Genomic DNA, 14,477 nt, shown 5'->3' with positions numbered 1-14,477 from the left:
GGAAATCGGTCCTGCCCTGGCTGGCCAACGCACTAAGCAGATAAAACCGGGATGCATCGAGCATGGCTCCGACGGCACAGAATGCGGCTGACGCTCAGAAGGAATTCGCGTTTACACGGCGCGACTTCGAGCGCATCCGGCGGCTGATCTACGAGCGAGCCGGCATTGCACTTGCGGCCGGAAAACAGGAAATGGTCTATAGCCGCCTCGCGCGACGCCTGCGCGCTGTTGGCGTCGATTCGTTCGTCGGCTACCTCGATGCGCTCGAGAGCGACACCGGGCACACCGAATGGGAAGCGTTCACGAATGCGCTAACCACCAACCTGACCGCCTTTTTTCGCGAGGAACATCATTTCCCGCTGTTGGCCGAGCATGTGCGGCGCCGCGAGGCCGTGCAGGTATGGTGCTGCGCTGCCTCCACTGGGGAAGAGGCGTATTCGATCGCGATGACGCTGTGCGAAGCCTATGGCAGCCTGACACCGCCAGCGCACATCCTTGCCTCGGACATCGACACCAACGTGCTGGCAACGGCAGAGGCGGGCATCTATCCGATCGAGCGCGTCGAGCGGCTGTCCCCGGAGCGCCAGAAACGCTTTTTCCTGAAAGGACAGGGAGCCCAACACGGTCTTGCTCGAGTACGCCCGGAACTGCGGCGCATGGTGACGTTCAAGCGCATCAACCTGATGGACGCGTCCTGGCCTCTATCGGAGCCGTTCGATGCGGTGTTCTGCCGCAACGTGATGATCTACTTCGACAAGCCGACGCAGACCCGGATCCTGGCGCGGTTCGCGCCCATCATCAAGCCGGATGGGCTGCTGTTTGCCGGGCATTCCGAGAATTTCATGTACGTAACCGACGCCTTCTCATTGCGGGCCAAGACGGTGTACCAGTTGGCGTCGTTCAGGGGTGATGCGCCGTGAAACGGATTGCGCCACAGCCTACGTCGAATATCTACTGGGATCACCGCTTCAGCTGCGATACGGCCAAGCTACTGCCGGGCGAATATTTCGGCACCGACCGCGACATGATGATCGTCACCGTACTCGGCTCATGCGTGGCTGCCTGCCTCCGCGACCGCGTCTCCGGCGTCGGGGGAATGAATCACTTCCTGCTGCCCGAGGATCTCGACGGCCCGGCCGCGCTTGCCCCATCACCCAGGTATGGCAACTTCGCGATGGAAGCGCTCATCATCGAGCTACTGCGACTTGGAGCCTGTCGGGAAAACCTGGAGGCCAAGGTGTTCGGCGGCGGCAATGTGATAAGCGGTCTGACGGCAGTCAATGTGGGCGAGCGCAACGCCGCCTTCGTCAAAGCCTACCTGCACGAGCAGAAGATTCCCGTCGTTGCGGAGGACCTGAACGACGTGCGTCCGCGCAAGGTGCATTTCTTTCCTCGCACGGGCCGCGTACTAGTCAAGAGCTTGGGTAGGGACACGCCGGGGTCTTGAGCCTTTCGGGCCGATGCGCGAGGCGGCTGCAATGAACTGGCGTGCATCCACACTGGCGTAGTCGAACGTCAGTTGCGGGCAGTGGGAAACGCAATGATCTCGGCAGAGGGATACCATGCGTTCACGCGCTCCACGAAGTCGCGCAGCATTTTTTGAAATTCCGCGGGCGCCAGCTCGTTGCCTCGGGAAAGAATGTCCATGATCTCGGCGCGGAATTCATCGGTCGGCAAGCCGCAATACATTTCAGTGAGCTTGGCGAGCTCTTTCGCCGTCCGCTTGTCTGCCTGACGCTGATCGCGCCGCTGTTTCAGCTCATCCAACTCCATTCCCCCTGTGCGTTTCAAGCAAAGGAGCAAGCATAGCAGCACGAACGGGAGAAACGGCGCGTGCGCCGGTTGCGCGGCGGTCTGCGCATGTCAGCATGGTCGTAGCTCGGCCCGACAGGATCGAGTCATCGATCCCTCCCCCAAAGGAATTCTCATGGCTACCATCCCCGCGCATGCCCGCTTTCAATGCCGATGGCCGGTCGGTTACGGCGACGCCCAGCCGGCAGACGTCGATCCGGCCTTCTTCTGCGACGACAATGGCTACTCGGACGAAGACATTGTCGATATCGCGGCGCTGCGCGTCGGCGAGACCCATACCATCGTCGGTGCGGTGCACGAGCGCCACACCATCACCCGGCTGCCGGATGCGATACCGACTGCGGCTAGCCGCTAGATTCTTTTGGGAAATCCCAATAGGATGGGGAATCGGCAAAAGGAGCCTTGGCCATGGAACGAAAATTCGAAGCTGTCTGGAAGGGCAGCTACGTGCGGCCCGCCACCGAGATTGTCGATCTCGACTTCTTCGATGTCGACAACAATTACGACAAAGACGATATCCGCAGAATTCGCGCGCTGACGATGAACCAGAGCGTCGTGATGGACGGCGGCGATCACATCGTCAAGCGGCTGGAGTAGCCGATGCCATATCCCATACCGATCCCATTGCGCGAACGCGAGCGCGTGGCATACGAAGTCGGCCATGCGCAATACGGTTACGGGCGCGTCCTTTCTCGCGATGAGCATACGGACATGCTGACGGTCCTCGACGAAGAGGATGGCAGCATCTGGCGCGGTCCCGCCGATCGGTGCTGCGCGGTGGGCGACGGCCTGTAGCCACGCCTGGTCACGCTGGAAGCGGCTTGCGCGGTCGCTATCGACTGTCATGATGGTTCTGACGATCCACGACCTCAGAACACGCCATGCCGACCACCTCTGACACCTATTCGCTGTTTGCCGAAGACGGCGCGCACGCCGCGCAATGTGAAGCCATCGACCGCCTGCATGCGGCTACCGCCATCTATACCTGCGAGCCGGTGGTCAACGAGCTTTTGTCCCGGCTGAACTGGCCGAACGGCACGGCGCGGCTACTCGATTCTTCCTGCGGTGATGGCGCGTTCCTGGCTGCGGCGCTGGCCAAGGCGCTGGCGCTGCATGCTTATGACGATGAGACACTTGCGAACATCGTGGAGGGCTGGGAAATCCACCCGTTCGCCTGCGCACAGGCGAGGGCGCGTATCGAAGCGACCTTCGTGGCCCACGGCCGCAGCGCCGCCGCCGCCCAACGGCTTGCGCAGCACATCGTCGTCAACCGGGATTTTCTCGCTGCCGGGCCGATCTCGCCCATGGCAGATCTGATCGTTGGCAATTTGCCTTACCTGCGCTGGCTGAAGGTCCCTGAGCTGCTACGCACACAGTATGAAGCGCTGGTGCCGCGGTATGCGGCCGGTGACCTTCTGCATTCGTTCCTCGATCGATGTGTGACATGCCTGCGCGATGGCGGCGAGATCGCGCTGGTGACCTCGGACCGCTGGCTGTACGGCGCCAGTACGGCGCAACTGCGCGAAGCGGTCGGCAAGCGGCTGGCGATCCGGCACATGCAGCGACTGGAGCCATCCAGCGCGTTCTACTATCCGAAGCAGCGGCGTGTCGGTACCGCGCCGCGCGTGCATCCCGTGGCGCTGGTGCTGGGCGCGGCGGGGAGCGGCCGCGCGCTGTCACGCCGTGCCATCTATCCCGGCGTGGATGCCACTCGCTACGCTGGGATGCCGATGCTAGGCGACCTCGCCACGGTGCGCCTCGCACCCTGGCTGGGCCGGCCTGGGCGCTTCGTCGTCAATGCCGCGCAGGCAGCGCACAGCGGCTTGCCGCGCGAGGTTCTGGTGCCGGTCTTCGACGTGGACGATATCGCTGACTACACGCTGGCCGAACCAGATCGTTTTGCCGTTCTGACGCGGCCCGACGAGATCCCCTGTGCCGAAGTGCTGGCGCACCTCCAACGTAATCCGGCCCCGCAGAAGCGCGCACGCAGGGGAACGCCGTGGCTGGCCCCGGAATCCTTCCACAATTTCCGGTTAGACAAGCCGTCGCTGTTCGTGTCACGCATTGCGAGAACGCCGCGCCCGACTTCCATCCCTGCTGGCTACCTGCCGATGAATCACCATCTCAGTGTCGTCTGCGACGACGACGCCATGCTCGAGCGCGTAAAGGCGGCGCTGTCGGGTGAAATGGCCGCGGAATGGCTGCGCGAGCATGCCGCGCCCTTGGAAGGTGGCTACTTCGAGATCAAAGCGCCGCTCCTGCGCACCATGCCCATCGACATTGACGTTCGCGGTTAGTTGGCCGGCTGGCTCATATGCGCGGCTGGATGCCCGGCGAACTGCACCGTCGCATCGAGGAAAGCCCGTGCATCGAACTCCACGTCGCCGACTTCTTCGTCGACGATCAAAGGCAGCGTGGCCGCAGCCTGCCAGACAGGCAGCATCAGGTCGACCGCACCGCCGTCAACGACAGCAATCACGTCCTTCGGCAACGCACCGGTTGCGACAACGTTGGCCATTGCCGTCAGGCGAGCCTCGACTGCCGCGCCTTTCTCCCGATGCCCGCCGAATATGCCGGACAGCGTGCACAGCCGCGTCTCGACGTCGGCCGATTTGGGACAGGCCTTATGTACTTCCTGCACTGCGATATGCAGGTCCTCGACAGAAACAGGCACTGCATTCAGCAGCCCTTGGAAGTCAGTAGAAGTCATGATGATGGACGCCAGAGTCCCCGAGAATTCGGTGGACTGATCATGGGGAAAGCTGGCGCTCGGAACAAGCCGGTCAATGCCGCCAGTTAGCTTCAGAAAAATCCTACACAGGCAAAACCGACAACAAATGGCATGCGGCAAGACCGCACCTTCGCATGGCCGGCCAGCTTGGCATGGAAGCGAAAGTTCTCCTTTTCGTTTCGCCTGTGTGCTTTTAAAGCGACAATTACGCGTTTATTTCCTCACGGGGCGGGCGTTGCAACGTGGAAAACTAGAAAATGCACGATGCCCGTATCCCATTCAACTTCCTGGTTCCTGCGCTCTGTTATGCCGAAGCGAAACAAGCCCGTTCGGGCAAAAGATCCGGGCGCTGCACCGGACGTCAAGCAGCGGTTCGAGGCCGCGTTCGCGTTTCACCAGCGCGGCGCGCTCGATGACGCGATGCGGCTTTACGAGGAAGTGCTGGCGCTGAGTCCCAACCACCACAAGGCATTGCACGGTGTCGGGGCGATCGCCTTCCAGTGCGGCGACTACGCGAGCGCGGCGGGCTTTTTCGGCAGGTCGGCGGCCTATCACCCGCACAATGCTCACACGCTGTACCACCTCGGCTGCGCCTACCAGGCCCTCGGGCAGATGGAAGACGCGCTTTGCTGTTACGACCGCGCCATCATCCTGACGCCGGGTCTGTACGAAGCGCACGCCAACCGCGGCGTCGTGCAGAGCGAACTCGGCCGTCCACAGGATGCCCTTGCCAGCTTTGACCGTGCACTGGCGCTGCGGCCGCAGTCTGCCAACGACCTCGCGAATCGCGCGACAGTGCTGCGCGAGCTGGGCCAGATGGAAGAGGCGTTGGCAAGCAGCGAGGAGGCGCTTCAGATGGAGCCGCTGCACGCGAAGGCCCACTATATTCGCGCCACCATCCTTGCCAGCCTCGAACGCCTGGATGCCGCACTGGACAGCTACGACGCCGCGATCGCGTGTCAGCCCGACTATGCGGCAGCGCACATGGACCGCGGTGTGGTGTTGCGCGATTCGTGCCGGGTGGATGAGGCCGTGCTCAGTTTCGAGCGCGCCATTGCGCTCAAGCCGGACGCGCCGGCAGCGTATTTCAACGAATCGCTGGCTGTGCTGCTGCGCGGGGATTTGCGACCCGGCTGGGAACTGTACGAGGCGCGCTGGCTGTGCCAACCGATGATGCGCAAACCGAGGTTCTCGCAGCCGGAATGGACTGGCATGGAATGGGGACACGGCAAGACGCTGCTGCTGTATGCGGAGCAAGGACTGGGCGACACGATCCAGTTCTGCCGCTACGCCCTATTGGCCAAGGCGCTGTTCGCGCGCGTGGTGCTCGAAGTGCAGCCGGCTTTGGTCGGCGTGCTGCGCGGCCTGCCGGGGGTGCATGTTGTCGCAGCAGGCGATCCCAGGCCCGCCTTCGACTACCACGCCGCGCTGATGAGCATGCCGCGGCTATTCAAGACCGATCTGCAGTCGATCCCGTTTCGCGCTCCCTACATCGCCGCAGATGCGTCCAAGGTCCGCGCCTGGCATGACAGGCTCGGACCGAAAACGCGGCCGCGGGTCGGGTTGGTATGGAACGGTGGCCTGCGAGCCGACCGGCCCGACCTCGCCGCTGTGAACCGGCGTCGTAACCTGACCCTGGAGCAGATAGCGCAGCTGCGATGCGATGGCATCGACTTCTACAGCCTGCAGAAGGGCGAGCCGGCCGAATCGGAACTGCGCCTGCGCAGAGACGAAGTGTGGCCGGAGTCGAATCTGCACAGCCATGCGGACATGCTCCACGATTTTTCCGATACGGCAGCGCTGATCTCCAATCTCGACCTGGTGATCAGCGTCGACACGTCGACTGCGCATCTGGCGGCTGCAATGGGCAAGCCAGTGTGGATTCTGAATCGCTTCGATACCTGCTGGCGCTGGCTGCTCGATCGCCGCGACAGCCCTTGGTATTCGTCTGCTGTGGTCTACCGCCAGCCCAGAGCGGGTGATTGGGAGAGCGTGATAGCGCAAATGCGAGAGGACCTGCTTGCGCTCGCAAAATAATTCGATGACATTGCGATGCCACGACAAAAACGCGGGTTGCGCGCTGTTCTTGCTGAGGCATCCTGGAAGCAGGGTTACTTCCGGAGGTCATCATGACAATTGCAGAAATCGAGAAACACACCAGCGCGCAGGAGGCTGTCGACACTTGCGGACATTGCGGCAAGCCAGTCACTTCGGACGAGCAGCTGTACAGCATCACCGGCGCGCATTGGGCATGCCATCAACAGCAGGTGTCGTCGGTATTGGCTGCGGAAACACCGCGCCTGGAGGTCTGCCGCGCCGGCAGCGCACCAGTCCTTCACATCGTCAATCGCAATACCGGCACCGCTTTATGCGGCTACAGGCCGCGCAACCGTGCCTACCAGATGCGCAAGCGCGGCGGCTGGCGGCCTGCGCACGGGGAGCCGGCAACCTGCCTGGAATGTGTCCGGCGCCACGGCAGTGCAACCGTTGAAGCACCGACGCAACGAGGCAATGATGGAAGCTAGGCACGAGGTTTCGGCCGCAGCCATGCCGCGCAACCACATGAAAGGCATGGTTCTGGACGCCGAGCGTATGCAGTGGCTCGAGCAAAATGTCGATATCGAGATCGGACGCGAGGACGACGACGGCGACACGGTCCGCGTTGTCTATCGCGTCAGCGGCAGCCGCAATGATCGGCAGTGGACGCCCATCGGGCGCGGCAGCACGCTGACTGCGGCGATCGACGCTGCGAGGGCGATCTACGACGCAAGCCGAATCGCCGCGCCGGCGAAGGCAGCGCGCATCGAAAGGCTGTCGGAGCGGCAGAAGGAAGTACTGAGGCGCGGTGCCGAAGGCTTGTCCCTCCGCGGGAAGTACCAATGGATATGCGCCGGCGAGCCGGCGACCAGAGAAGTCAACGCGCTGGTCAAACGCAAGCTCATGCGCATAGGCGAGTTCGGTGGCGGGCGCGCAGCCGCGAACGCGACGGATGCAGGCCGCGAAGCGTTAGCGGCGACTACACATCGAAATTGACATGCGCTACGCCGATTCAGACTGGAGGAAGAACCGCAACCGTCATGCCTCGCAATCGCGGGCTGGCGCTTGCGTGGACAAGAAGCCGGTAACGCTACGGCGATGTCACTTCTGCCCGGTATGTGGCAAGCCGATTTCTCTGAAGCAAAAGACACAGTACGGCAAACACGATCGTTGCTGACGTGCAGCGAGAGTACTTCGCAATCACGACCAGGCAGGAACAGGAGATTCGAGTGGACAGTGCATCCTTTCCGTCGCGAGACGGCAGCAAGCCGGCCGAGCAGCAAGGCCTTTTCCGCAAATTCATAGTGACCCGCATCGACGGCAGTGACGGTGCTGGCGGAAGGCACCATGGCTGTGAATACTTCGTGCTGGATCTAAATCACGATCCGCACGCGGCAGCGGCGCTGCGGGCCTATGCGGATTCCTGTGCATCAAGTCATCCTCAGCTTGCAGCAGATCTGCGGGCGCGGTTCGGCAGCGGCGAATAGCCGGGTTCGTTCATGACAAGGACAGGCAGTGGCGTCAAGGCGCCCATGTCATCGATGGGACGAACATTCATCAAAGACCGGGTCAGCGCGCGCAAGGCAAAGCGTGGGGCAGATCACATCCGAATCACGGAACTCGCCGCTCTGGTCGAGCAGCTCGCTCAGGCGCTTGAAGACGCGTCGCCGGATCACCAGCTCGCGAGCAATGCCCGGCAATACCTGCTGCAGACCAATCTCATCAATCAAGACTGATTTCATTTCTGGAGACTTTCACATGCTGTACCGGAAATTGACGAAGGTGGCCCATTGCGTTGCCTGTGGCTGTGACGACTACCACGCCTGCGAAGAAGGGTGCTGGTGGATCGAGGTCGACCGCGCGCGCGGAATCGGCGTGTGCAGTTCGTGCGAGCTTGAGCATGATATCGATGTGTATTGCCTCGGCCCCGGCGTCTGGATCGCCGGCACCGGCACGGCTGAAGAAGTCGTTGCCGCCTACGAGAAGAGGTCGGGCCGGCCCGTGGCCGACACCGCTGGCGCAGTCGATTCTTCGCCTGCTGCACTGTCCCATACGGCGCTGTGGACGACGAAGGTTGATGGCCCCGATGGCGCGCGTCCGGGCTCGCCGCATTCGATCGCGGAGACGATCAATGCCCTGGTCGCCGCGAACGCGCCGATGCCTTGTCTGTTGCGGCACTCGGCGGGATAAAGGAATTGCGGGGTGCTGCCACTTGCTTTGGTCTCTGCGGACTTTTCCGTTCCCTATCTCGACAGGCCGTACCTGCCATATCGCCGCCATAGCTTCTGGTACGGCGGGCTTCAGGACCGCTTTGGGCTGGTCGGCGTTCCTACCCTGCCGCAGATCCAGCGCGTTCTGGCACGCGACATCGGCGGCACCTGGGCGCGGCAGCGCGGTAACGCAACTCCCGCCTTGCACATGACGTTCGCGGCGCCACAGGGGGTAGGGCTTGCCGCTCTGGTTGCCGGTGAAGAGCGGCTGATTGCGGCGCATGAAGATGCCGTACAGGCTTCGTTGGACTTCATGCGACGGCGTCTCGGATATCGCGCCAGGGTGGGTGGCAAAACCTCTCACGTACCAGCCGCGGAAGTGCTGTTCGCGATCTTCCACAGATGTTCGCTGGAAAGCGCCAGCCCCTACCTGCACACGCAGGTCCTGCTGTTCAATCTTTGCCGCCGTTCCGACGAAGCGTGGACGGCGCTCGGCACAGGCCTCATTACGCGCGGACGTGCCGTGCTCGAGTTGGTATATCGCACCGAGCTTGCCCGTTATCTCGATGCCTGTTCGATTCCCGCCAGATGGGACACCGAGGCGTTCGATATCGTGTCCATCGACGAGAACATTAGAGCTCGCTTTGCGGGCCGCAAATGGACGCCGGAATCAACTACATCGGAAAGCAATCGCAGCGTGGCGCCTCTGGAGAAGGAACGCGGCCGCACGCCGGCGGGGAAGGCAAAGAGGGTGCCGACCGGATATGCGTTTCTTCGCCAGCAATGGCTACAGGCGTGGCCGGAAGCGGAGGGTTTCGCGGTGGGTGAGGTCGAAACCGGTAATATGGTCGCAGAGCCGACGGCGCAAGACATTGTCGTTGGCGTACTCAATGCGCTCGGCCCGGAAGCGCAAGGCATGAAGCACCAGCAGCTGCTACGGCATGCGCTTGTGGCGAATCGAGGGATGGTGGCAGCCGAAGCGGTTGACCGGCAGATCGCCGAACACCTCGCTCGCGATCTGAGAGCCCGAGGCAATGAGAAATGTTTCGACGTGCTCGCCGAATGAGCGAAGTTCAGGTCTCCGCAAGGCTGACCTGCAATATCCTGAGCGCCAGGACGCCCTTGAGACTGACCGTCAGCTTTTGTCCCACGCGCATTTCATGCAACGGCACAGGGCAAAGACGTGCCGGCAGATGAAGCTGAATGTCGCCTACGTCAGAGTTCACGATGGCGATTTCCAAGTCAGGCACGATTTGGTACACAGACCCATCGACCGAGCTGACATCGTTACGTTTTTTGCGCAAATTCCTTTCCTGCCCCTTCATGAGGGGCGGAGCGTTGTCAACTGCGCGGACGGTGGCGGTCGGTGTCATAAAACATGCTCTACTCCCAAGGCTGATACGGAGTCAGCAGCGCCTTCAACCTCTTCGGGGAACGGTTTGTCCTTGAACAAGCGCATCGATTTCCCGCATTGCATGGGTAGTGCCATTGCGCTGGGCCTGGTCCGGCGTGCATCGTGAAAAGAACATCTGGCGCTTGCGTACGATGCTTTGATCTTTTTCGATGCACAGCGTCACACACCACTTGCCGCCAGCCTCTTTCGCCGTACTCGACACCGTGAATCCCCGATACGTAATGCTCTGTGCCATCGCAGCCTCCCTGCGCAAACCAGGCGAAAACCGTTGAGAGCCGCCGATGCTATGCCTCTTTTCCTGGCTCGGCGATCCCAATGATTGTAATGGCTGTTTGGAATCAATGGCTTATCAAGCCCTAATCGCACTTGCGACGGCGTTTGCGGATGAGACGATGAAATCTCCCATCCGACTGAGGTTCCATGATGAGCAATTCCACACTGGCGTTCCCGCCATTTCCGCCGGCGACGCTGACCGCAGAAGAAACGGCGCGCGTGATGGCCGGCCTGCATCTGCAGGCGTTGCGCGAGCTGCTTCACGCAGCGAACGCAGAATGCATTCTGAAGCCGGCGCAACGCGCTGTCATCGAGCACCTGGCCGCAGTCGATTTGCCGAGTGACCCGGTCATCTTGCAGGGCCTGCGTGACATGGTCGCGTACTGTAACGGCGCGGTGTTGGCCGAAGCGCGTGGCGAACAGATTTTCGCGATCGCCAATACCGAATCGGCAATCGAAGGCATTCTCGCCAACGATGAATCGTCGGGCGACGAAGAACTCGCCCAGTTTCTCGCCCAGGAATTCGGCATGCGCATCGAAGAGGCCATCGAGCATGTGAAGCGGCGCGACTACCTGCAGCGGTACTTGCCGCCAGTGTCCTCGCGCGAGAGGACCGCGTCCCGCCGGGGAGACGCGCCATGACCACCTCGAACACGCAGCCGCAAGCGACTGCGCAGGAACACAAAACGCATCCCATCGAGGCGGCCATCGTCACGCTGCTCACGCCGCATGCGAACGCACAGCGCCTCGCCGCGAGCCGACTGCATGCGCGGCTGGAAGGGTTCGATGACTCGGCCCACGCCTCGCTTGCTGCGGTCGAGGCAGCGCTATTGCGGTTGATTGCCTCTGGCATGATCGAGGCAGCCGAACAGGGCTACCAGCTTACGCGCCAAGGCCTCATGGCGACGCGGCTGCCGGGCGACATGCTCACGGGCGAGCATGTCGCGGTGCGGCACGACCAGACGCGACTGGGCGGGCCGAAGTACCCGGGACGCCGCGGGATCGTGCTGCGGCAAAACCAGGCGGGACGCAAACCCGACGGCCTGTGGCATGTGCGGCTCGAACCGACCAATCGCGCCGGCGAGCGCGTCGAACTGTTCTGGACGAAAGAACTTGATGTGCTTGCCCCGCCCGCCCGCTCAGATGGCGTTGCAAAGCCGGAGGTGGCCGCGAAGCCATAGCGGCATAGAACAGGGTCTGCTGCTGTCGTCAGCGCGCGCCGCGGAACAAAAAAATTCGCCGGTGGCGCAGCGAGCAGGGCGCAAATGCACAGCGAAGTTGAAATAAATATGTTTATTCATGGCAATAACATATGATGGCCAGGACTGACCAAGTCCACGCCCGACCGCATTTCCCCCCTTCGCAGTCTTGCCCATCTGACCGCCCAAAAATGAACGATACCGCTCGACGCATGCAGCAGTACTACCAGCAGGCTGACCGTTTGATGCTCGGCGTACTGGCCATCCTGTGCGCAATGTCGTTTGCGCTTTCGAACCTCCACAACACGCTGGCATGGGCCGCCATCATCGGCGTGCCGACACTCATCATCCCCGCTGCCTGCATTGTCTGGCTCCCCGGCACCCGTTTCACGCGCTGCGTGGTGGCGGTAGCAGTGATGGTGTACTGTGCGCTTCACATCCATCAATCCGGCGGGATGACCGAAGTCCACTTCGGTGTTTTCGTGCTGCTGTCGTTTTTGCTTTGCTATCGCGACTGGACCGTCATCCTCACCGCGGCCGTAGCGGTCGCACTGCACCATCTGAGTTTCAATTTTCTGCAGGAATTCGGCTACGGGGTGCTGTGCTTCACCCATACCGGCCTGGACATCGTGCTGGTGCATGCAGCCTATGTGGTGGCGGAAGCCGGCGTACTCATTTATCTATCGATCGTCATGGATCGCCAGGCACGGCAGGAAGTCGAACTCGCGGGGCGCGTGGAAGCGCTGAGTGGTGGCGGCGAAGGCCGCATCAATCTCGTAGCGCAGGATATGACTTACCTCAGCACATCGGCGCGCACCCTGAACCTTATGCTGCGCACCCTGCACGGCGCCATTTCTGATGTACGTGAGGGCGGGCAAAATATTCATGTGGCTGCGCAGACCATGGTCGACGATAACGCTATGCTGGCGCAGCGCACCGAAACCCAGTTGCAGAATCTTCAGGAAACGGCCGAGGCGGTGAGCCAGTACACCGAAGCGGTCCAGCAGAACCATGCGGATGCGCGCCAGGCAGATGCGTTGGCAACCCAGGCTTCGACACAGGCGCAGGACGGCGGCACGGCGGTGTCGCGCGTGGTTGAGGCGATGGATGGCCTGCACGAAAAATCGCGGCGCATCGTCGACATCATCAGCGTCATCGACGGCATCGCATTCCAGACCAACATCCTCGCGCTGAATGCGGCGGTGGAAGCCGCCCGCGCCGGCGAGCAGGGACGCGGCTTTGCGGTAGTCGCCTCGGAAGTGCGGGCGCTGGCGCAACGCTCGGCAGCGGCCGCGCGCGAGATCGGGCAGTTGATCGGCGAAACCACGACCACGATCGCCAATGGCAGCGAACTCGCCAGCGAGGCAGGGCGGACCATGAATGGGATCGTGGAATCGATCCGCGAGGTCAGCGCGATCATGGCGCGGATCGTTCACTCGAGCGACGAGCAAAGCCGGGCTGTTGTCGAAGTCAAGCGCAGCGTGGAAGCCATTGACCAGGGCATGCAGCAGAATGCCGAGATGGTGCAGGCGGCTTCCGGATCCGCAGCCAGCATGCTCGAACGCGCTGCGCAAATAGCGGGTCTGTCGCAGGTCTTCGAACTCGACAAGAATGTCGCGGCCAGCGCTTCTGGGCAATAGGGACGGCGGTCGGCGCTAATCTCGACCATCGCGGCGATGTACGCGCAATGCTTCGCCACGTTGCAATGCCTAGAGCTGGCATACCGTGTCGGGTTCGCACCAAGAACTGCGTTCGGGACGAGGGTAAAAAAAACGCCGCGGCATTGGTCGCCGCGGCGGTGATGAGACTGCTGCTTTTCAGCGCTGCGAGGCTTACGCCTGCTTCTTGCGACGCGACAGACCCAGACCCATCAGACCCAGGCCGATCAGCGCAACGCTGGCCGGTTCCGGTACCGCGGTGCTGCCGAAGATCACGTCCATTGAGCCGTTGACGGTCTGCGTGCCGCTCAGCGGGATGTTGTTGAACTGGCCGGACTGGAACGACACGTTGTAGAACGGGTTCGGCGAGGTGAAGTACTGGCTGCCTTGCGCGGTGAGGGCAAAGCTGGTGGACGAGCCAAAGCTGCCGCAGTTGATGCCGCCGCTGCTGCCGCAGGTCGACAGCGACGGATCCAGCGTGCCTTGGCCGGAAGTCGGCATGCCGGTGCCGATCAGGTAGTCGTCGCCGCTGTTGGTGGTAGTCCAGGCAGTCGAACCGTTACCCGGCTTGTTGAACATGGTGTTGGTGTTCGGATCGATGTACACCGACAGGGCGCCGCCCGGCGTGAAGTTGAAGCTCGTGGTGCCATTGTTCATGCTGTAGGTACCGCTGCCGGTGTACAGCGCATACAGGCCGTACTGTTGAGACACCACCGAGCCCGTCTGGCCCAGCTGTGTCGGCACCGGGGTAGCACCGTTGTTGGTGACGAACTGACCGGCATTCCACAGCAGCGAGACATTGAAGCTATTGTTTGCGCCGAAGGAAATCACTTCGGTGTAGTTGCCAGTCACTTTGTCGGCGGTGAAGGTATTCGCATTCGCACCAGCGACCGAGCCTTCGTTGACCGTGAAATACGGGAAGGTTTGCGCCATCGCGGCCGAGCTTGCCAGAGCCAGTGCGCCGGTCACGGCGGCGGCCATCATGGACTTTTTGATCAGCTTGTTCATACTTCCTCCAGAATTTTGGTTGCCTTGCATGCACAGTTGCCAGCTTCGCCAGCGGTATCAGCAGCACATTGCGAAAGTGCAAAATGTTACGCGATGCAAACGTAATGCAAAGGCTATGCCATGCGGAAAAAGATG

General features: G+C 61.9%; 21 protein-coding genes. 16 read left to right on the top strand and 5 right to left on the bottom strand.

Annotated elements, in window-relative coordinates:
* Positions 1–62: 62 nt before the first annotated feature.
* Entirely contained in the window at positions 63–920 is an 858-nt protein-coding gene (locus tag JJB74_RS16025) for a CheR family methyltransferase (RefSeq protein ID WP_200593267.1), read from the top strand.
* Positions 917–1,447, top strand: a complete 531-nt coding sequence (cheD, locus tag JJB74_RS16020; RefSeq protein WP_200593265.1) for a chemoreceptor glutamine deamidase CheD — start codon at positions 917–919, stop codon at positions 1,445–1,447. Before JJB74_RS16025 ends, cheD begins: the two co-directional genes overlap by 4 nt.
* 68 nt (positions 1,448–1,515) lie before the next feature.
* Here cheD and JJB74_RS16015 read toward each other — a convergent pair whose 3' ends face one another.
* Entirely contained in the window at positions 1,516–1,767 is a 252-nt protein-coding gene (locus tag JJB74_RS16015) for a hypothetical protein (protein WP_200593263.1), read from the bottom strand.
* A 160-nt stretch (positions 1,768–1,927) separates the two neighbouring features.
* On the opposite strand from JJB74_RS16015, the gene JJB74_RS16010 reads away from it, so the two are divergent.
* The 4 genes from JJB74_RS16010 to JJB74_RS15995 all read left to right on the top strand — a co-directional run bounded on the left by JJB74_RS16010 (position 1,928) and on the right by JJB74_RS15995 (position 4,109).
* Positions 1,928–2,167, top strand: a complete 240-nt coding sequence (locus JJB74_RS16010; protein ID WP_200593261.1) for a hypothetical protein — start codon at positions 1,928–1,930, stop codon at positions 2,165–2,167.
* A gap of 53 nt (positions 2,168–2,220) precedes the next feature.
* Positions 2,221–2,409 (top strand): hypothetical protein, encoded by a 189-nt coding sequence (locus JJB74_RS16005; protein ID WP_200593260.1) that lies wholly within the window; start codon positions 2,221–2,223, stop codon positions 2,407–2,409.
* Between the two features lie 3 nt (positions 2,410–2,412).
* Positions 2,413–2,607 (top strand): hypothetical protein, encoded by a 195-nt coding sequence (locus JJB74_RS16000; protein ID WP_200593257.1) that lies wholly within the window; start codon positions 2,413–2,415, stop codon positions 2,605–2,607.
* A gap of 86 nt (positions 2,608–2,693) precedes the next feature.
* Positions 2,694–4,109, top strand: a complete 1,416-nt coding sequence (locus tag JJB74_RS15995) for an Eco57I restriction-modification methylase domain-containing protein (RefSeq protein WP_200593255.1) — start codon at positions 2,694–2,696, stop codon at positions 4,107–4,109.
* Here the strand turns inward: JJB74_RS15995 and JJB74_RS15990 are convergent.
* Entirely contained in the window at positions 4,106–4,663 is a 558-nt protein-coding gene (locus tag JJB74_RS15990) for a hypothetical protein (protein WP_200593253.1), read from the bottom strand. The genes JJB74_RS15995 and JJB74_RS15990 overlap by 4 nt on opposite strands.
* On the opposite strand from JJB74_RS15990, the gene JJB74_RS15985 reads away from it, so the two are divergent.
* From JJB74_RS15985 to JJB74_RS15955, 7 genes are all read left to right on the top strand, one after another.
* A complete protein-coding gene (locus JJB74_RS15985) occupies positions 4,655–6,580 on the top strand; it encodes a tetratricopeptide repeat protein (RefSeq protein ID WP_200593251.1) in 1,926 nt (641 codons plus the stop codon). The two genes, JJB74_RS15990 and JJB74_RS15985, sit on opposite strands and share 9 nt — an antisense overlap.
* Positions 6,581–6,672: 92 nt before the next feature.
* Complete coding sequence (locus tag JJB74_RS15980) at positions 6,673–7,068, top strand: hypothetical protein (protein WP_200593249.1); 396 nt, start codon at positions 6,673–6,675, stop codon at positions 7,066–7,068.
* Between the two features lie 46 nt (positions 7,069–7,114).
* Positions 7,115–7,576: a response regulator transcription factor gene (locus tag JJB74_RS15975; protein ID WP_200593247.1), complete on the top strand. Its 462-nt coding sequence runs from the start codon at positions 7,115–7,117 to the stop codon at positions 7,574–7,576.
* 233 nt (positions 7,577–7,809) lie between these two features.
* Positions 7,810–8,067 carry a hypothetical protein gene (locus tag JJB74_RS15970; RefSeq protein ID WP_200593246.1) on the top strand — a complete coding sequence of 86 codons (258 nt, stop codon included), beginning with the start codon at positions 7,810–7,812 and terminating at the stop codon, positions 8,065–8,067.
* Positions 8,068–8,112: 45 nt separating this feature from the next.
* The gene (locus JJB74_RS15965) at positions 8,113–8,316 is read left to right on the top strand and encodes a hypothetical protein (RefSeq protein WP_200593244.1); all 204 of its coding nucleotides are present in this window, start codon (positions 8,113–8,115) and stop codon (positions 8,314–8,316) included.
* A gap of 22 nt (positions 8,317–8,338) precedes the next feature.
* Positions 8,339–8,770, top strand: coding sequence for a hypothetical protein (locus JJB74_RS15960; RefSeq protein ID WP_200593242.1), 432 nt, complete (start codon positions 8,339–8,341; stop codon positions 8,768–8,770).
* Positions 8,771–8,782: 12 nt separating this feature from the next.
* On the top strand, positions 8,783–9,856 hold the full coding sequence (locus tag JJB74_RS15955; protein ID WP_200593240.1) for a relaxase domain-containing protein: 1,074 nt from the start codon (positions 8,783–8,785) through the stop codon (positions 9,854–9,856).
* 7 nt (positions 9,857–9,863) lie between these two features.
* Here JJB74_RS15955 and JJB74_RS15950 read toward each other — a convergent pair whose 3' ends face one another.
* Both JJB74_RS15950 and JJB74_RS15945 read right to left on the bottom strand, forming a co-directional pair.
* A complete protein-coding gene (locus JJB74_RS15950; protein ID WP_200593238.1) occupies positions 9,864–10,163 on the bottom strand; it encodes a hypothetical protein in 300 nt (99 codons plus the stop codon).
* Positions 10,164–10,208: 45 nt separating this feature from the next.
* Positions 10,209–10,439, bottom strand: coding sequence for a hypothetical protein (locus JJB74_RS15945; RefSeq protein ID WP_200593236.1), 231 nt, complete (start codon positions 10,437–10,439; stop codon positions 10,209–10,211).
* A 185-nt stretch (positions 10,440–10,624) separates the two neighbouring features.
* On the opposite strand from JJB74_RS15945, the gene JJB74_RS15940 reads away from it, so the two are divergent.
* From JJB74_RS15940 to JJB74_RS15930, 3 genes are all read left to right on the top strand, one after another.
* A complete protein-coding gene (locus JJB74_RS15940; RefSeq protein WP_200593234.1) occupies positions 10,625–11,119 on the top strand; it encodes a hypothetical protein in 495 nt (164 codons plus the stop codon).
* Positions 11,116–11,658: a hypothetical protein gene (locus JJB74_RS15935; protein WP_200593232.1), complete on the top strand. Its 543-nt coding sequence runs from the start codon at positions 11,116–11,118 to the stop codon at positions 11,656–11,658. The genes JJB74_RS15940 and JJB74_RS15935 overlap by 4 nt, the downstream gene beginning before the upstream one ends.
* A 209-nt stretch (positions 11,659–11,867) precedes the next feature.
* Positions 11,868–13,316 carry a methyl-accepting chemotaxis protein gene (locus tag JJB74_RS15930; RefSeq protein WP_200593230.1) on the top strand — a complete coding sequence of 483 codons (1,449 nt, stop codon included), beginning with the start codon at positions 11,868–11,870 and terminating at the stop codon, positions 13,314–13,316.
* A 192-nt stretch (positions 13,317–13,508) separates the two neighbouring features.
* On the opposite strand, the gene pepA is transcribed toward JJB74_RS15930, so the two are convergent.
* Positions 13,509–14,342 carry a flocculation-associated PEP-CTERM protein PepA gene (pepA, locus tag JJB74_RS15925; RefSeq protein WP_200593228.1) on the bottom strand — a complete coding sequence of 278 codons (834 nt, stop codon included), beginning with the start codon at positions 14,340–14,342 and terminating at the stop codon, positions 13,509–13,511.
* Positions 14,343–14,477 lie beyond the last annotated feature (135 nt).

Source organism: Noviherbaspirillum pedocola, assembly GCF_016632335.1.
Classification (GTDB): domain Bacteria; phylum Pseudomonadota; class Gammaproteobacteria; order Burkholderiales; family Burkholderiaceae_D; genus Noviherbaspirillum_A; species Noviherbaspirillum_A pedocola.
The sequence above is the reverse complement of the archived record's forward strand: the minus strand, read 5'-3'. Positions and strand labels throughout refer to the sequence as shown.